Origin of the sequence: Bartonella sp. AC10YNML, assembly GCF_042196825.1 — a bacterium.
GTDB lineage: Bacteria > Pseudomonadota > Alphaproteobacteria > Rhizobiales > Rhizobiaceae > Bartonella.
Genome location: NZ_JBHIRA010000015.1, coordinates 1 through 18,983, shown reverse-complemented (window position 1 = coordinate 18,983; position 18,983 = coordinate 1). Strand labels below are relative to the sequence as shown.

Here is an 18,983-nt window from a genome sequence, read left to right as displayed (position 1 = left end):
GAAGTGAAAAGTGGTAAATTTATTTGCTCAAAAATCAGTGCAACAAATGTCGCGGAATTTTAGCATTGCTGAAGAAGCAAAGACTTTGCAATGGTGAATAAAAGTTTTATTATGGAGAAGGTACGAGGAATATCAGTTTTTATGGTGTCTATGTTTCTTACTTTGAAAGATGGTAAGATGCCAATTGGAGGGTGTTATTTTACGGGGTGTGATGAGAAATTGCAAGTTTCCTTTTGAAGAAGGAATAAAAGTCGTTGTACTTGGCAAATTGATGAATTTTTCTGTTTGATCGAAACGTTAAATTATGATGAAGGCTTTTTGTTATTAAAGCACTTGAACCAACAGGGGGTGCTTTGATGACATTAAAAAAACGTCAGAAAAAACAAGGGGAAACTTGTTTAACAAGAGAGAAAAACAATAGAGGTTTGTTAGTCTTTAATCGTAGCATTATGCTCTCATGAATAGGCTCTGTTACTGGTAAGCGTTTATTGTATAGCAAAAGTGTTTGCCATTGCACGTTTTGGTTTAGCTTATAAGGGTGGGCAGGAGGAGTGATTGGTAAGTAGTGATATTTGAAAGTTTGAATACTTTGTTTGAGGCGTTTATGTATCGTCTCATTTTATTATTTAAATATGTTTGTGTTGCGTGGAAAATTTATACAATAAACTTTAAAAGGAAAAGTCTATGAGCTTGAAAAGAAAAATATTGAAAAGGAGCAGCTCTCTGGTTTCTGCTTTTATAGCACTGGGGATGGTTGTACAACAGGTTCCAGCAAAAACACCCGCTGATACTCTTGTGATGGGGTGGAATCTCGATTCAATTAGTACATTTGATCCAGCGCAAATCAATGATCGTTATGGGAATGAAGTTCTTGTCAATGTTTGTGATAATTTAGTTGACCCCGCTAAAGATAATGCAGCTAAAGTTATTCCTTCTTTGGCCAAAAGCTGGGATGTTTTAAGTGATGATCAGAAAACGGTGATCACTTTTCATTTGCGTGATGGTTTGAAGTTCAACGATGGTCGTTCTGCTAATGCTTATGATCTTGTTTGGAGCATGAAGCGGGTTGTTAAATTGAAGATGGCTACTGCGGCGACATTTAATGAATATGGTATTACAGAACAAAATGTTGATGAGGCTTTTCAAGCACCGGATGAGAAAACGGTGGTGATGAAATTTGATAAACCTTATCCAGCAGAGCTCATTCTTAGCCATTTTGCCACTAGTCGTACTCTTGCCTTGTTGGATCGAGAGACAATTATGAAACATGAACAAGATGGTGATCTGGGAAATCGGTATTTGGCAAGCCATTCTGCCTGTGTTGGTCCTTATCAGATAAGTAGCTGGCGTCCTGGAGAAGGGATTTTGTTGCGTGCAAGCTCCAATTATTGGGGTGAGGCACCTAAATTAAATAAGATTTTAATTCGCCATGTTGCGGAGCCTGGAACACAACGTTTATTGTTGCAAAAACACGATATCGATGTTGCACGTAATTTGTTGCCAGAGGATTTAGCAGATCTCCAAGCTACAACGGATATTAAAGTTGCAAGAGTATTAGAGCCATCTGTAATCATATGGGGATTTAATGTGACGAATCCAATTTTTGCCAATGAAAAAGTGCGTTTGGCGATGCATTATCTTATTGACTATGAAGGACTCGGTAAGACGCTTCTTAAAGATGTTGGTGTTCCACGGGCAAGCTTTATTCCTCTTGGTAATCTTGGAGCTTTGGACGAAAAAGAAGGACAACCCTTTAAACTTGATCTGCAAAAAGCAAAGCAGCTGTTAACTGAGGCTGGTTACCCAGATGGTTTTGAGGCCAATATTTTTGCAGGGGCATCTCCTTATCCTTTTGCTTTGCCTATTGCTCAGTCTCTCCAAGATAATGCAAAAAAAGTGGGAGTGCGCTTTAAAATTGAACGTTTTGTGGGGACGCAATTATTTTCAAAACTCTCTGCACGTGCTTTTGATACGATTTTTTTCGGATGGAATAATGATTCTGCTGATCCTCATACAATGGCTTCACGTCTTATTTACAATCCGGATAATCGGTTTGAGGCAAAAAATACCGCCTATCCTAGTTGGTGCCATGGGTATTTGGATGAAACGATGAATCAAAAGGTTCAGGATGCTTTATTTGAAAAAGATCCACAAAAACGGGCGCAAATGTATGCTGATTTGCAACGTGAATTTATGCAGAAAGGACCCTATGCTTTTATTTATCAGACGTATCATACGATAGCGATGACACCTGATGTCAAAAAATGGGTTTGGAATAGTGCTCCACGTATTTTTTATAGTGCAATTGAAAAATAAGTGGATTTTAATGCTGTAAAATACAACAAGAATGAAATCATGATAACTTCAGCGTTTTGTATGGGGGGTAAGAATTTTGCAAAACGTTGAAGCTTATCGGTAACGCATTGATATGTTGTGTATAGAATGTAATTTCAAGATACGCTATTTAAAGAGCTCTTTTATCCTATCACGCCATAAAACACTGTTGTTTAGAGCGGTGATATAAGGCATGAAAAGCTTTACATATTAAGTGTTTTTAGATACCGTGATCAGTACAGGGCAGGGTTTGGGCTGTTGCACCTATGCAGGAAACCGCATGAGTGGTCAGCAAGTGGAACTTGCCCCGTGAGAAGCTAGTCCGGTGGATTGGTAGAAATCTCCATCCTTTGAGATGTTGGGAGGAGGTTAATTTCATTAAAATTAAAAATGTGTTTGTGTGAATGTTAAGACTTAATATTTCAATTTCTGTGAATTGAAAAATGGCAAATTTATTTGATGAAAAAATAAGTGCAACGAATGTTGCGGAATTTACTGTTTCCGAAATAGCAGGGGCTTTAAAGCGTGTTGTTGAGGAGAAGTTTGGTTATGTACGGGTGCGTGGGGAGATATCAGGTTACCGTGGTGCTCATGCTTCAGGACATGCTTATTTTGCTTTAAAAGATGATAAGGCGCGGTTGGAAGCTGTTATTTGGCGTGGAGTGATGGAAAAGCTCAAATTTCCTCCTGAAGAAGGGATGGAAGTGGTCGCTGTTGGTAAACTTACGACGTATCCAGGATCATCAAAATATCAAATTGTCATTGAAGCTCTTGAACCAACAGGGGTTGGTGCTTTGATGACACTTCTTGAAAATCGTAAGAAAAAGTTTTTAGAAGAAGGCTTATTTGATGAAGCAAAGAAAAAAACTTTGCCTTATATGCCCCGAATTATAGGCGTTGTAACATCACCAACAGGTGCTGTTATTCGTGATATTATTCACCGTATATCCGATCGTTTTCCTTTGCATATTTTGGTTTGGCCTGTACGTGTTCAGGGGGAAACAAGTGGGAGGGAAGTCGCTGCTGCTGTTGAAGGTTTTAATGCGTTGCCTTTAGGAGGCGTTGTTCCTAAGCCTGATCTTCTTATTGTTGCACGGGGAGGGGGAAGTTTAGAAGATTTGTGGGGATTTAATGACGAAGCCGTTGTTCGTGCTGTTTATAACTCTTCTCTTCCTGTTATTTCTGCTGTTGGGCATGAAACGGATTGGACCTTGATTGATTATGTGGCTGATTGGCGCGCTCCAACTCCCACAGCCGCAGCAGAGCGGGCTGTTCCTGTTAAGCTTGATCTCGAGGTGCTAGTGGCATCGCTTGGTGCACGTTTGCGTACGGGACTTGCGCGTTATTTTGATTTTTATCGACAAAAACTGCGTGCTACTCTAAGAGCTCTTCCGACTGCTGATCAACTTTTTGCTCTACCACGGCGAGGTTTTGATGAAATTTCAAGTCGTTTGCAGCGTGCTCTTTGTGTAAGCTATGATAAAAAACGTTTTTCTTTTCATGCACTTGGTGTGCGTCTTTCACTGCGTTTACTTAATACTGAAAAAGCAGAACACAATACGAAGGAATATACTGCACGTCTTCAGCGTGCTTTTGTGCGCAATGTTGAAAAACAACGGGCTGGGTTAGAGGTAGCCTCTAGGCTTTTAAGAAGCACTTCGTATCAGAATATTTTGGAGCGCGGCTTTGTTTTGGCTTTGGGGAAAGAGAATAAGCCCATCAAACGGTTGGTACAGTTTCCTGAAACGGGGCAAATAAATTTACGTTTTTTTGATGGTGATATCAGTGTTGCAACACAAGAGCCTGTTTCTGCTAAACGTTCAAAACACAAGCAAATAAAATCGTCTAGCGATGATCAAGGAACCCTCTTTTGAATACAACAACATATTGATTTATATTAGCTAATTTAGCACTATTCATATTGAATTAGAGCTCCGAATAACGTATGATTCTCTCATTGCAAATATGTGTATCTTGAATCAATCAAAACCACTTGCTTGCACATTACAAGTGGGGGCCCCATGAGGGTAAAAACTGTACAAGAAAGGACTAAAAATGGCTCTTATGAACCGTTTTAATGCAAGGTCTGTTGCAACATTGGGAGATGGCAAATATAATGATGGTGCTGGCTTGCTTCTTCACAAACGTAAAGATGGGGACGCTCAATGGTTTTATCGTTATATCATTCATGGTCGACGCCGTGAAATGGAAGTGGGTGCTCTTTGAGGGATGTTTTTTTAAATGAGCCCGTGAATGTGCAACTGGGTGGCGTTCTGTTTTACGGTGAGTGCTATGCTTGCGGAAGGTCTTCTTAAGGGAGTGGATGGAAAAATTCGTTGCGCATGGGCCGGAACTGATCCACTTTATTGTGCTTATCATGATAATGAATGGGGAAAGCCTGTTGTAGAGGATATTTGTTTGTTTGAAAAAATTTGTCTTGAAGGTTTTCAAGCTGGACTTTCTTGGTTGACAATTTTAAAAAAACGCTCTTCTTTTCGCATTGCATTTGATCATTTTGACTTTGAAAAAATTGCTCATTATGATGAGTTAAAGGTGCAAATGTTGATGCAGAACAAAGATATTGTTCGCCATCAAGGAAAAATTCGATCAGTACTTAATAATGCACTTAGAGCACAAGAAATTATAACAGAGTGGGGGAGCTTGACCCACTATTTTTGGTCTTTTCAGCCACCACAATCAGAACATTATGAAAAGATAGACTTTCAAACACTGTCGGCTCATCCCATAACACCTGCTTCTCTTCGTCTTTCTCAAGATTTAAAGAAACGTGGCTGGACATTTATTGGTCCAACGATTTGTTATGCTTTTATGCAGTCCGTAGGGATTGTCAATGATCATCTTGAAGGATGTTTTTGTCGATAAATTGGTAAAGTTGCGTTCGTGAAAGCAATGATCAATAGGCTAATAATTGAATTATTTAATAAATGTACAGATTATGCACTCCACTGTATAAGATAATTGAAATATACAAACTTATACAAGATTGATGATTTTTTACGGTTGTTGGCAATCAAAACGACAAAGCGATAATTTTGAAGATGAAAAAACAGATGCAAAAAGAAGTGATATCTAATTGTCATGTATTTCGAGTTAGATAATGGTAATGTCTTGTATATTTTAAAGAAACATCTAGTTACACCAAAGCCCATTTTGCAACGCTGTTCGTGAATAGTATGATAGTAAACCCATTGTGCATTCCATCTTTAAGCTTATGAAGGAACAAATCGGCATCATCACACATTTACTAGCTCTCAATGTTGTGCAACAGTCTTTAGCATTGGTAATGGTCTCAGAAGAGGTGTTTTTATTTCTGTTAATGACATGACCGTTATAATTAATGAATATTTTATTCATGTTTATTGACGAATGCAAAGTGTTTTTTAGATGGGGTGCTGTTGTTGCATTCTTTTACTTTGCTTGTATGGCTGTTGGTTATTTGTATATAGATCGATTGCTCAATGCTTACCTAAGCAATAAAAATGAAATGCAGCGATGAAAAATTGAAGTTAAATGACTCAAGCTGCTTGTGTTAGGTTTTATTATCTGATAGTTTTTCTCTATTAGAGTGTGATCTTGCCGCGTGTGCGCTCCAATTTTTTGGAAGATGATGAAGCTTATGCAAGTTTGTATCCACTACATTGCTTCGTTGAATCTCTGTATGTTTCCGCTGGAAACGAGAGTTCTATTGCGGTATGTTGTTTTCTGTTCTATCTTTATAGTGGTAAAGCAATGATGCACACTAAAGTTTAGAAGGGTTTATATTCGTTATGTCTTTGGGGGAGCGTCTAATGAGTTTTGTTTTTATCAATGGGGAGATACATTTTAGTGTATATTTTTTTGATTGTAAGCTTTATTATCTCAAAAGATAAAGCGTGGAGGGAATGATTCTTCTCATTTTTCCTTTATCTTTGTTAACGCGTTTGGTTTTGTTGGTAAAAACGTAAAACTTTTGGCACTTAGTTTTCAAAAGATTAAGCAGATTTTTGTGGGGGTGGCGTTTTAGAAAAGATATTTTCTTATGTCTTTCTGCTGTTTCAGTGCCGTTTTGGTCATGTAATAAAGATGCGTCGTATCTTGAAATTGAGTGTTTGAGGGGGATGACTATTTTTAAAGTTTGCATATTTTATTTTAAATATCGCCTAAAGGAATAGAATAATGAATTCATAAATTGTTGCGTAATGATTTTTTAAAAGCTCACTATTTTTTGGGGCGACAAGGCTTATTGATGATTAATAGGGAACTGATATAGTGCATTATCATATGCAAAGATGTTATGAAAAGAATGTAATACTGGTTAGCAAAACATATATTGCATGTTTGCTATGGTTTATTGAGACGTAAGTCAATGAATTTATGATGACTCTGTATAGGTGATTAGAAATATAGGCGATTAAAACGTATTTATTCAATGTTATAATTATAAATTTGCTATATTATTTCAGCGTCATTAATTGATAAAAAATAAATAAAGGGGAAAGTTTATGAACTTGAAGAAAAAGATATTAAAGAATAGCAGCTCTCTTGTTTCTGCTTTTATAGCACTGGGGATAGTTGCACAACAAGTTTCAGCAAAAACACCGGCTGATACTCTTTTGATGGCTTGGAACCTTGATGCAATTAGTACATTTGATCCCGCCCAACTTAATGATGTTTATGGAAGTGAAATTGTCCGCAATGTTTGTGATAGTTTGGTCAGTACCGCAACGGATGATCCTGCTAAAATGGTTCCGGCATTAGCTACACATTGGGATGTTTCAGGGGATGATCACAGTACGGTGATTACTTTTCATTTGCGTGATGGTTTGAAGTTTAATGATGGGCGATCAGCCAATGCCAATGATCTTGTTTGGGGTATGAAGCGGATTGTCAAATTGAAGATGACCAATGCGGCAATTTTTAATGAATATGGAATTACAGAGCAAAATGTTGATGATGCTTTGCAAGCCCCAGATAAGAAAACAGTGGTGATGAAATTTGATAAGCCTTATCCAGCAGAGCTTATTCTTAATAATATTGTTGCAAGTCCAGCAACAGCTTTGCTTGATCGTAAGACAATTATGAAGCACGAAAAAGATGGCGATCTGGGAAATCAGTATTTGAAGAGTCATGCTGCTTGTGTTGGTCCTTATCAGTTAAAAAGTTGGCGCCCTGGAGAAGCGCTTTTGTTACGTGCAAGTTCCCATTATTGGGGACAAGCGCCTAAACTGAAGCAGATTCTCATTCGTCATGTTGTGGAGTCAGGAACACAACGTTTGTTGTTGCAAAAACATGATATTGATGTTGCTCGTAATTTGACCCCTGAAGATCTTGCTGATCTGCAAAAAACAACAGATATTAAAGTTGATAGAGTGTTAGAACCAACTATGATGTACTGGGGATTTAATACGACAAATCCCATTTTTGCTAAGGAAAAAGTACGCTTGGCGATGCGTTATCTTATTGACTATGAAGGTCTTGGCAAGAAACTTCTCAAAGGGATTGGTGTTCCACGGGCAAGTTTTATTCCTCTTGGTAACTTTGGGGCTCTGGATGAAAAAGAGGGGCAACCCTTTACATTTGATGTTGCAAAAGCCAAGCAGCTTTTAGCAGAGGCTGGTTATCCGAATGGATTTGAGGCAAATTTTCTCGTATCAAATGCTCCTTATACTTTGTTACTTGCTCAGTCACTCCAGGATAGTGCTGCACAGGCCGGGGTGCGTCTTAAAATTGAACGTGTGGCAGGTACACAGTTGTTTTCAAAAGTGAATGCAAGGGCTTTTGATACAGCTTTTCTCGGATGGAATAACGATTCTGCGGATCCCCATACAATGGCTTCACGTCTTGTTTATAACCCTGATAATCGGTTTGAGGCAAAAAATACCGCCTATCCTAGTTGGAAGCATGGGTATTTTGATGCCGAGATGAATCAAAAAGTTGAAGAAGCATTGTTTCAAAAAGATCCGCAAAAACGGGCGCAACTTTATGCTGATTTACAACGTGAACTGATGCAAAAAGGACCTTATGCGTTTATTTATCAGCAATATAGCGCTATAGCGATGACACCTGATGTCAAAAAATGGGTTTGGAATAGTGCGCCGCGTATTTTTTATAGTAAAATTGAAAAATAAGTGTGTCTTTTTAGTGTTATCAAAGCTAAAAAGAGCTTAATCATAATTGCATGATGAAAATATTCTCCCATATAAAGCTCTTCAGTTTTTTAAGGATGAAACGTGAGGGATGTTTGTGTAGTAGCAGTATATAATTAAGATCGTTTATAGGGAGCGATGAATATAGAAAGTTATATTGGGGAGGATCTTTGTTTATGGTTATAGATTCTCTGCATCCCGAATATAGACTGATGTACAAGAAAATTATTTTATAGATGCTTAGTTTGATTAAATGAAATTGATGTCTAATGCTATGCTATTTAAAAGGTGAAAGAGCAAAATCACAATCACTTTGTGTGAAAAGGTAGAAGAATACAAAAGGAAGAGATAAAATGGGAAAACAAAGAATATTAAAAAAATTTTCTATTTTATTAAGCTCAATCGTTTTTTTTAATGGGGCTGTAACATCGGCATTCAGTGCCTCATCTAAAGATATATTGGTAATGGCATGGAATATTGATTCAATTAGTAGTTTTGATCCAGCGCAAACTGTTGAGGTTGTGACGAGTGAGTTATTGACGAATATTTGCAGCGCGTTAGTACAATATGATGAGCATGATCCTACAAAAATTCGTCCTGCTATGGCAGAATCTTGGGACGTTTTAGATAATGGCAAAAGAATAGTCTTTCATCTTCGTGATGATTTAAAGTTTAATGACGGAAGGACGGCTACAGCGCAAGATCTGGTATGGTCGATGCGGCGGATTATAAAATTAGGATTAAGCTATGCTCAATCTTTAATGGATTATGGATTTACCAAAAACAATATTGAAACAAATATTCAGGCTCTTGATGATAAGACTTTACAATTAAAATTAGATAAACCCTATCCTATTCAGCTCATATTGACTGTTATTGGACAATCTTATGCTTCTGCTTTGCTTGATCGGAAAACAATTGAAGCACAGAGTATTAAAGGTGATATGGGGAACAAATATTTAGCAACACATTCAGCTTGTGTTGGACCTTATAAATTGGTGAGCTGGTCTCCAGGAGATAAAGTTGTGTTAGAGGCGACACAACATTATTGGGGCGATGTGCCTAAAATTAAGCAGATTGTTGTGCAGCATGTAGCGGATTCATCAAGTCAAAGACTTCTTTTGGAAAAAGGTGATGTGGATATAGTGCGTGATCTTTCTTCAGAGGATATTTTAGATCTTGAAAAAAAGGGAGGACCAGTCAAAATTAGTCGTGTTTTGCGTCCGCAGATTATTTACCTATCGTTAAATAATAAGAATGCAATTTTTGCGAATGAAAAGGTCAGATTGGCACTCCGTTATTTAGTTGATTATGAAGGTCTTGGGAAAACTGTTTTGAAAGGGATTGCTATTCCTCGGGCAACTTATATGTCCTTGGGTGTTCCAGGTGCGTTGGATGAAAAAGAAGGGTTGCCTTTTCAGTTGGATTTGAAAAAAGCAAAACAACTGATTACTGAAGCTGGTTATCCTAATGGGTTTAAAGCTAATCTTTTAGTTGGAAGCCTTAGTTATATGTCGTCTGTTGCACAGTCTATTCAAGCCAATGCACGCAAAATTGGTGTTGAGCTTACAATTGAAAAAATGGCACAAAATCAATTGTTGAGCCGTGTACGTGGTGGAAATTATGATACTGCACTTATGGGGTGGGGGAGTGCCGATCCTGATGGACATCCTGCTTCATTAAATCACGTGTTTAACCCTGATCCAACATTTACAAAAAAGCACAATATGTATTTAGCTTGGCGCGCTGGGTATTATGATGAAAATGTTAATAACATGGTGATGGATGCTTTGTTTGAGAAAGACCCCAATAAGCGTATCATGCAATATCGTACTTTACAGCATTATGTGCTAGAGCATGGTCCTATGGTTTATTTATTTCAGACATATTATACCGTTGGTATGGGGCCTGATGTCAAAAAATGGATTTGGAACAGTTATAGACTTTATTACAATGAAGCAGAAAAATAAAAAGAAGCATGTTATAGAAAAGGATTGTAGAACATGCTTAATAAGAGATTGTTTTGTTATATAAAAAGGTATTTGCTTTATGTTTTGTCGCTACAGAGGGGATTTTTATAATGGTTTTGCCACTTTCAGAGACTGAAAGAGCTGTATCAGAAAAGCAGAAAAAATTATTTTTATGGGATTTTTTATGCAAAGGATTGAAACTTCTTATTTCAGTTTTTATCACATTGCTTGGGTTGGTGACGATCACTTTTTTTCTTGGTCATCTTCTTCCTCTAGATCCAGTTCTGTCTATTCTTGGTGATAATATCAGTCAGGAAGCTTATGATGCAATGTATTATAAGCTGGGTCTTGATAAGCCGTTGATTGTCCAATATTGGAAGTATCTTCATAATGTATTTTTGTTTGACTTTGGAGATGCTTTAACTTCTGGGCGACCTGTTCTAGCCGATATTATGCGTGTATTTCCTGCAACATTAGAGCTTGCAACCGTTGCTATTGTTATTGGCACAAGTCTTGGAATTCCATTTGGTGTTTTTGCAGCAATGTATCGCGATTCATTTATTGATTATGTTGTCCGTGTTTTTACACTTGTAAGTTATTCTACTCCAACATTTTGGCTCGGATTAATGGCGTTGTTAATATTTTACGCCAAGCTTGGCTGGATTGGTGGCCCAGGACGACTTGATTTTCTTTATGAATATTCTTTTGAACCAAAAACAGGATTTTTCCTTTGGGATACTGCAAGCCAAGGACAATGGGAGGCTTTTGGTAATGTTTTTAGTCACGTTATTATGCCTGCTTTGATCTTGGCTTTCGGTGCTATGGCTTATATTAGCCGTATGACTCGTGGGTTTATGATTGAGCAGCTTAATCAGGAATATATCATTACTGCACGTGTAAAGGGATTATCGTGGGCGCGAACCGTTTGGGGGCATGCCTTTCGAAATGCTGCTGTTCAAATTATTACCGTTGTTGCACTTTCTTATGCTTTTTTATTAGAAGGGGCTGTTTTAACTGAGACAGTTTTTGCTTGGCCTGGTTTTGGACATTACTTGACAAATGCTCTTTTAGCCGGAGATATGAATGCAGTTGTAGGATGTACTTTGCTTGTAGGATTTATCTTTGTCGCCATTAATTTATTTTCTGATTTGCTTTATCGCATTTTTGATCCAAGGACACGTTGAATATGACAGTAAGTAATCATCATAAATCGCAATCATCATCTTCTTTGGGTAGTTGGTTAAACGATCCTGTTCCAAACTCCATAATTCAAGCGAACATACAAAGAATTTATCACGCACTGGCTAAGTTTTTTCATAACTTTTCGGCTGTATTCGGTCTGCTTATTATTTGTATTATTATCATATGTGCATTTTTTGCTCCTTGGATTGCTACGCATGATTTTCTTAGCAATGATCTAGGGCATCGGTTGCAGCCACCCTCTATGGCGCATTATTTTGGAACAGATGAATTGGGACGTGACATTTTTAGTCGCCTTGTTTTTGGTTCCCGTATTACTCTTTATGTTGTTTTTCTTACAACAGTTATTGTAGGTCCAATAGGGCTTATTGTTGGAACTGTATCTGGTTATATGGGCGGATGGGTTGATACTGTGCTCATGCGCATTGTCGATATTTTTCTTGCTTTTCCAGGTTTGATTTTAGCTCTTGCATTTTCAGCCGCATTGGGACCAGGGATCGAAAATGCTTCTATTGCAATTTCAATTGCAGCATGGCCACCAATTGCACGTTTAGCACGTGCTGAGACTTTGACAATACGTTCTTCTGATTATGTTTCTGTAGTTCGCCTGCAAGGGGCCTCTGCTTGGCGAATTATTTTGTTTCATGTTGCACCCATGTGTATTCCTTCAGTGATTGTACGATTAACTTTGGATATGTCTGGAATTATTTTAACGGCTGCTGGTCTTGGTTTTTTAGGGTTGGGAGCTCAACTTCCAAGTCCTGAATGGGGTGCGATGCTTTCTTCAGGGCGGGAATTTATGATGACAAATTGGTGGTTGGCGGCAATACCAGGCTGTGCAATATTATTTGCAAGTCTTGCTTTCAACCTTTTAGGTGATGGTCTTCGTGATGTATTGGATCCACGCAATGGGTAATAAATTATTAGAAGTAGAAGATTTACGTATTTCTTTTCCTACAACGCGCGGCATTTCAGAAGTTGTGCGTGGCGTTAGTTTTTCTGTTGGAAAAGAAAAAATTGGAATTGTTGGTGAATCCGGATCTGGAAAATCGATGACTGGGCGCGCAATACTAAGGTTGAGTCCAAAAGCAGCCATTGTTAAAGCTAAAAAAATGCGCTTTGAGGATGTTGATTTATTGGCTGCAAGTGAACCTCAGATGCGAAAAATCCGTGGGAAACGTATTTCAATGATTTTACAGGATCCAAAATATTCACTTAATCCATTAATACGGATCGGGGAACAGATTATGGAGGCTTACCGTATTCATTACCGTGTTTCAAAAGCTGAAGCGAGGGAGCGCACCATATCTATGTTAGAATCTGTTCATATTCGTGATCCTGAACATGTGATGCGTCTCTTTCCTCATGAAATATCTGGGGGGATGGGGCAGCGCGTGATGATTGCAATGATGCTCATTCCAAAACCTGATTTAATTATTGCCGATGAGCCAACATCTGCACTTGATATTACGGTCAGACGACAAGTTTTATCTGTATTAGATGAACTTGTGACAAAATCTGGAACGGGACTTATTTTCATTAGTCATGATTTAAATATGATTGCTGATTTTTGTGATCGTATTTTGGTGATGTATGCGGGCCGTGTGTTAGAAGAGTTGCCTGCTTCTGATTTGTCTCACGCTTGTCATCCTTATACAAAGGCGTTGCTCGCGAGTTTGCCACGGCTTGATAATCCAGTTGATATTTTGGCTGTTCCTGAGCGTGATCCTGACTGGTTGTATAATCCTACGATTGTTAATGGTGTTGAGGAGGTTCCTCATGACAAATTGTGAGAATATTATTGATGTTTCTAATTTATCTGTAACTTTTGGGCACAGGCATAAGGCAGTAACAGTTGTTAAAAATGTTAATTTTCATATTAAGCGTGGTGAAGCTTATGGTTTGATTGGTGAATCTGGATGTGGAAAGTCAACTATTTTGAATACATTGGTGGGGCTCATTCCAGATTATAGTGGAAAGTTCCTTTTTGCTGGACAAGAAGTTGAAAAGAAAAGAAGTAAGGATTTTTTACGCTGTATTCAAATGGTTTTTCAAGATCCTTATGCTTCGCTGCATCCAAGAAAAATGGTCCATACGGTTCTTTCTGAATCGCTCAAAATCCATGGGATGGATAATCAAAGAGAGCGTGTGGAGGATGCTTTAGATTCCGTTGGTTTAGATTCTTCATTTCTTTATCGTTATCCTCATGAGTTGTCTGGAGGGCAGCGTCAGCGTATTGCTCTTGCACGTGCTTTAATTATTGAGCCAGAGGTGTTATTGCTTGATGAGCCAACATCTGCATTGGATGTGTCGGTACAGGCTGAAATTTTAAATTTGTTGAAATCACTGCGCGTGAGAAAAAAGCTTACTTACTTAATGGTATCCCATGATCTTGCTGTTGTTGCACATATTTGTGAACGTGTTGGAATTATGCATAAAGGGATTATTCTTGAAGAGCTTAGCAATGATGAATTGCGTAATCTACATGCGCAACACGATTATACAAAGGAGTTTTTTGAAGCAAGTATAGAGCCTATTGTTCATAGAGAGCAAAGAGCATGATCAATTTTACAGAAGAGAAAGTGCAATTTTATTTGTTTTAAAGTTTTTAGAGATGTTTGGCGGCATTATTAAGAGGGAAGAGGATAATAGGATTTTTTCAGTATGAATTTGCTGGGCAGTGTTTGAGCTATAATATTTTAAATCCTATTAGAACTCGCATTTTGAAATATACGAGTGACTTATAACATACATCCCTTTGTTTGATATTGTTGCATTATTTTTACTTATCATTTTATGTTCAAAAGTTTTATTTTGAGATTTTAAGCATTAAATTTGTGAGAAATAACAAAAGATAGTAATGCTGTATTTTCTAGAACAGCTTCTCATTATTTTACAATATCATTTTGTTTTTGGTTATTCTCTTTTTTACAGTTTTATTCTTTATAAAAAGAATTTTTTGTAAAAAATATCCAATGGTAAATAACTGTCTTCAAATATTTCACTGTTTTCTATTAAAAAAACGCTTATAATAAGCTAGAAAGGCAGAGGTATGCTGCCTTTTTGTTAAATTGAATAGGCTGTTTTTTACAATCTTGATTTAAAACTGATAGCGTATTCCTCCTGAAAAGTTTGCACCACTTATACCAGTTTTTTGAAACTTTTGTTGATAGCTGACATCACCATGAAGGGAGAGGTTAGCGGACAATTGTGCACTTAATACCAAACCCACCTTCAAGGGAAGTTCCTGAGGGGTCACGTTTATAGTCCTTATCGATATGGAGTGCCTGATCATCACCAAAGGTTTTGATCAAGTTTACTTTTCCATAGAAAGACATAGGACGGCTGTTTTTAGTGGCAATGGTTTTTGTCAAACGTGCACCAACACGGATTATCCCTTGAGAAGGATTTTGCATCTCAATGGTCAGATTATCAGCATCTTTAATGGTATCAAACATCAAATACTAATAGGCAAGCTGTGCCTGCGGTTCGAATGTTACGCCTTGAATACCCGTTGCAAATTGTTTGCCAACAGTTGTGGAGATCGCCAACATTTTTGCATTTTTCAATTTTGCGGTTGTACTAATGAGGGCATTGGTGATCTTTCCCTTTAGGAAGCCATAGGATAACAGCGTATCAAGATAGAAACCACTGTCATGTTGTATGGTTCCATAGGTTGTGAGTGACCATTTATCCACAGTGCTCTTACTCGCTGTCTTGTATATTCTTTGGAGTGAAAGAGAGTTGTCCATAGGTTTCTACAAGATCCAAATGTGTTGTAGATATTTTTCCCTTCTGCGCGACAAAGTTAGTGGCTCCTTGTAGAGCAGCATAGTGAAGATTAGCACTGCTATAACCATATTTACTAGGAGCACTACTCATCAGAAAATAAGATTCCTGTTTCTCCATAGAAGTATAAGAAGAAGCCGTTCCGTTTGTCTTATTCTTTCCCTAAAACAGATGTTCGCATATTGGCTAACAGTTGCCATATCGATCAATCCAGCATACAAGAGAGCACAGAGCATGATAAAATAGCTTGTATTTATGGCACGATGGTTTTTACTTTTGAGTCGCTATCAAGCAGTACTGGTTGTAAGCGAAAATCCCAGAAATTTTTATTTTCTTCTAAAAGGTTTTGTTCAGTATTTGTTTTACTGTGGTTTGATTTTGGTTCATAAGCTTTCAGTATATCTTTATAAGGTGAACCACTTATTGTGATATAGTCCTGTGCAAGTTTGAAAGAGTTTTGATTTACTTTTCCAGAAACTTGAATGAGTGAAAGACCACGTGCACTGGTAAGAGCAGAAGCCTCTGCTTTAATATTGTTCTTTTCTAAATGTCCAGTGATATAAACCAGTGTAGTACCTGAAACATCACCGTGAATTAGAAGATGGTCAGCTTTTTGTTTGTTTATGGTAGCACTATCACTCCATTCGACGTTGAAATGAATTTTTGCTTTTCCTGTTGCATGGAGTCCAGTGCCATGAGATGATGTAGCTTAAACATTATTGGTTAGAGTTACGAGACTACCATTGTAAGCAGATATTGCTGCCTTTGTGGCATCAAATGATCCTCCCAATATCGTGATTTCAGATTTATTATTTACAGTAACGCTATTCATTGCCTTAGTCACTTTTACATTTTCTAAAGTGACTTGACTGTTATTGTACGCAAATGCGCCACCGGATAGTGATGCTTTGCCAGTTGATATTATTACATCTTTCAGCTTATTTTCAGTATTCTTACTATTATCGAAGCTAGCACCAATATAGGAAGCGTTAATGTTTCCTCCGGTCATTTTGATCATAGCATTATCTTTTGCAAAAAGTCCATCTCCATCACCGCTAATCGTTGTCTTTCTGAGCAACTCAATTACGGTATCAGAATTATAAGCATTGACAGTAAAAGTTAGGCTATTTACTATTTTTAGAGACACATCTGTGACTTGAATATGGCCACCTTTGGTTGTAGATAATGCTGCATCTTTTCCTGTTATATTTCCTCCCATCATTGTGATCTTGGATTTTGAGCCCTCTGCATAGAGACCAACGTTATCAGATGATGTAATTTGAGCATTGTTAGTTAAAGTAATCGTACTACTGCTTAAAGCATGTATTGATGCACCTTTTGCATCAAACGATCCTTCACGATATTGTGATTTTAGACTGATTATTTGCGACGACGCTATTCATTGCCTTAGTCACCTTTAGATTTTCTAAAGTGACTTCACTGTTTTTGTCTGCAAATATTGCAAAAGTTAGTGGAGCTTTGCCTTTGCCACTTGATATTATTATATCTTTTAGCTTGTTTTCAACATTCTTACTGTTCAAGAACTTAGCGCCAGTGTTGGAAACTGTAATAGTTCCTCCAGTCATTTTCAGTGTAGCACCATCTTTTGCTTCAAGTCCGAAGAAAATGCTAGAACCATTTCCTTTTATGGTTGTACCATCCAGTAATTCAATCGCAGTGTTGGAACCTTCAGCTGTTATAGCGTACATATTTGTGCCTATGTTGGTGTTTGTTTTTTTGTTTCCGATTATCGTCAAATGCTTGCCGATAATTTGAACACCTTTTTTTGCGTGAATAATTTCATAGGTTTCGTTGGAAACTTCTTTTTTACTTTCTGAAATTTCAAGATTTTTAGCTTGTGTATTAAGATTGATACCAGAAAGTATAACTGCTACAATTGCTGTGCAGGATAGAAGAAATTTTTTAGGCAACAGCCTACTCCTTTTAAAGCCCCCAACATTCATTTTTCCGCTAACGTCATAAGAATAATTGAAAATAGATATTGCTTTTATTTTAATAACACAGCACTTTGATATTTTGTTTTGCTTTTTTTTCAAAATTAAAGTTGTATTTATATTTAATCATGTAATATTAATTTATTTCATAATGTATCTTTATCTAATTATATTTAAAAAATAAATTTTTCATATTCAGGGAAATATTATGAGGCGTTGATAGTTGCATTTATAATATTTTTTATTGATTGTAGATATTCTTTGAGCCAATATTCATTGGTGTATGATTAAAGAAATACAGGAATAAAAAAGACAGTAAAAAACGTAATGTAAAAGAGAAGAGTAGTGCTTTTACAGTTGTATATTTTCAAAAAAAGGAGAGGTTTTAAAGTCAATAAAGAATAAATCTTTTTGTGTGTAATTTGACTTTATATTTTATACTGAGTGGGAAAAGGTGAAATTAGGGTAGATATGCGATAATTGATTGTTGTTGCTTACATTGTGTATCAAATGAGTTTTTGACAGAGCTTTAAAGGTTCTTTGAGTGCTTAGTGTCCTCTTTGAACAAATAAAATATAAAAATATACAGAATCTGCTGATAAGCCATAATTTCTGAAAGGTTACATATTATACAAAATTTCGTTGAATGTAATTTGACATTAGGTTTTGTACTAAGTGGGAAGAGGTGGAAATACACGGTAATTTATTGTTTTATGATCACTTTTTACCATTAAATGCGCGTTTTGTAAAATGGCATGGGGCGTGCCCATTCCGTTTTAACAAGCGCCGTTATCAAAACCATTGCCGCCCTGATGGCTTTTAACATTGCTTTACGTGTGTTGTGCTTTACCATGACTGGCACACATCTTGGTTTGTTTTTGGTGCTGATACCACTACCATCACCAAATGGAAAAATATCATTGCTGCTGCTTTTGATTTCTCTCAAACTTGGCAAAAGTTCAAACAAGGACTTTCCTCTGTTATTCAAAGCTTTGAAGGTTTGTGGGAGAGCGTTAAACGAAGCTTTTCCAACTTTTGGCAATGGTTGAAGAGTTTTTTTTACACAGGAAAAGCTCTCGGAGGGTGCCAAGGCTGGTATGGAACAAGCCGGCGAAGATTTAGCCAATTGGATTGTTTGTGGTTTTATGGGCCCCATTACAAAGTTGAGCGATTTTTGTAAATCTTTGCCCAGCCGCATGAATGGGTGGATTGGGTCGATTGATGTAAGAGAGTTTTTGCCAAGTTTTTTGGGAGGCAAAACAACCATCCAACCCATAGCACAATTTGCGGGGGCGGGGCATGCAAATTCCCCTTTCACAGAAGCAAAAAGCAAAGATCACTCCCCCATCACACACAATCAAAATGTCACGGTGCATGTCAATGGTGCGCGTGATCCTGTTGTCACTGGTCGTGCGGTTGCCCATGCTTTGCAACGGGCACGTGCCAATGCGCTGCATGGCGGGACAGAGTAATGATACAATCAAGGGGAGGGCGTCTATGAGAGATCCTTTGCTGATGTTAGGACCACATCTTTTTTATGTGGACTGGCTGAATTTCCAATCCTTTGAGGAAGAGTTTTCTGCTTCATG

Annotated in this window: 13 protein-coding genes and 3 pseudogenes; 12 read left to right on the top strand and 4 right to left on the bottom strand. The window is 37.5% G+C overall.

Annotation, left to right across the window (positions count from 1 at the left end; all coding sequences use genetic code 11):
• Nucleotides 1-684 precede the first annotated feature (684 nt).
• From ACFINA_RS07615 to ACFINA_RS07570, 10 genes and pseudogenes are all read left to right on the top strand, one after another.
• Nucleotides 685-2,316: an ABC transporter substrate-binding protein gene (locus ACFINA_RS07615; RefSeq protein WP_375607284.1), complete on the top strand. Its 1,632-nt coding sequence runs from the start codon at nucleotides 685-687 to the stop codon at nucleotides 2,314-2,316.
• Between the two features lie 461 nt (nucleotides 2,317-2,777).
• Entirely contained in the window at nucleotides 2,778-4,208 is a 1,431-nt protein-coding gene (xseA, locus tag ACFINA_RS07610; protein ID WP_375615360.1) for an exodeoxyribonuclease VII large subunit, read from the top strand.
• Between the two features lie 181 nt (nucleotides 4,209-4,389).
• Nucleotides 4,390-4,618 (top strand): annotated as a pseudogene (locus tag ACFINA_RS07605) (Arm DNA-binding domain-containing protein); the annotation flags it as partial.
• Nucleotides 4,619-4,626: 8 nt separating this feature from the next.
• On the top strand, nucleotides 4,627-5,217 hold the full coding sequence (locus ACFINA_RS07600) for a DNA-3-methyladenine glycosylase I (protein WP_375615367.1): 591 nt from the start codon (nucleotides 4,627-4,629) through the stop codon (nucleotides 5,215-5,217).
• A gap of 1,619 nt (nucleotides 5,218-6,836) precedes the next feature.
• Entirely contained in the window at nucleotides 6,837-8,462 is a 1,626-nt protein-coding gene (locus ACFINA_RS07595; protein WP_375610798.1) for an ABC transporter substrate-binding protein, read from the top strand.
• A 371-nt stretch (nucleotides 8,463-8,833) separates the two neighbouring features.
• Nucleotides 8,834-10,450 (top strand): ABC transporter substrate-binding protein, encoded by a 1,617-nt coding sequence (locus tag ACFINA_RS07590; RefSeq protein WP_375615359.1) that lies wholly within the window; start codon nucleotides 8,834-8,836, stop codon nucleotides 10,448-10,450.
• Between the two features lie 110 nt (nucleotides 10,451-10,560).
• The gene (locus tag ACFINA_RS07585) at nucleotides 10,561-11,634 is read left to right on the top strand and encodes an ABC transporter permease (protein ID WP_375607280.1); all 1,074 of its coding nucleotides are present in this window, start codon (nucleotides 10,561-10,563) and stop codon (nucleotides 11,632-11,634) included.
• Nucleotides 11,635-11,636: 2 nt separating this feature from the next.
• Nucleotides 11,637-12,566, top strand: a complete 930-nt coding sequence (locus tag ACFINA_RS07580) for an ABC transporter permease (RefSeq protein WP_273790732.1) — start codon at nucleotides 11,637-11,639, stop codon at nucleotides 12,564-12,566.
• Entirely contained in the window at nucleotides 12,559-13,443 is an 885-nt protein-coding gene (locus ACFINA_RS07575; protein WP_273790733.1) for an ABC transporter ATP-binding protein, read from the top strand. The genes ACFINA_RS07580 and ACFINA_RS07575 overlap by 8 nt, the downstream gene beginning before the upstream one ends.
• The gene (locus tag ACFINA_RS07570) at nucleotides 13,430-14,212 is read left to right on the top strand and encodes an ABC transporter ATP-binding protein (RefSeq protein WP_273790734.1); all 783 of its coding nucleotides are present in this window, start codon (nucleotides 13,430-13,432) and stop codon (nucleotides 14,210-14,212) included. The genes ACFINA_RS07575 and ACFINA_RS07570 overlap by 14 nt, the downstream gene beginning before the upstream one ends.
• Before the next feature lie 538 nt (nucleotides 14,213-14,750).
• Here the strand turns inward: ACFINA_RS07570 and ACFINA_RS07565 are convergent.
• From ACFINA_RS07565 to ACFINA_RS07550, 4 genes and pseudogenes are all read right to left on the bottom strand, one after another.
• Nucleotides 14,751-16,121: pseudogene (locus tag ACFINA_RS07565) on the bottom strand (autotransporter outer membrane beta-barrel domain-containing protein); the annotation flags it as partial.
• Nucleotides 16,122-16,148: 27 nt separating this feature from the next.
• A complete protein-coding gene (locus ACFINA_RS07560) occupies nucleotides 16,149-16,661 on the bottom strand; it encodes a hypothetical protein (protein WP_375615358.1) in 513 nt (170 codons plus the stop codon).
• Between the two features lie 133 nt (nucleotides 16,662-16,794).
• Nucleotides 16,795-17,370: a hypothetical protein gene (locus tag ACFINA_RS07555; RefSeq protein WP_375615357.1), complete on the bottom strand. Its 576-nt coding sequence runs from the start codon at nucleotides 17,368-17,370 to the stop codon at nucleotides 16,795-16,797.
• A gap of 754 nt (nucleotides 17,371-18,124) precedes the next feature.
• Complete coding sequence (locus ACFINA_RS07550) at nucleotides 18,125-18,361, bottom strand: hypothetical protein (protein WP_375615356.1); 237 nt, start codon at nucleotides 18,359-18,361, stop codon at nucleotides 18,125-18,127.
• A gap of 130 nt (nucleotides 18,362-18,491) precedes the next feature.
• On the opposite strand from ACFINA_RS07550, the gene ACFINA_RS07545 reads away from it, so the two are divergent.
• Nucleotides 18,492-18,866 carry a hypothetical protein gene (locus tag ACFINA_RS07545; protein ID WP_375615355.1) on the top strand — a complete coding sequence of 125 codons (375 nt, stop codon included), beginning with the start codon at nucleotides 18,492-18,494 and terminating at the stop codon, nucleotides 18,864-18,866.
• A gap of 25 nt (nucleotides 18,867-18,891) precedes the next feature.
• Nucleotides 18,892-18,983: pseudogene (locus ACFINA_RS07540) on the top strand (phage tail protein); the annotation flags it as partial.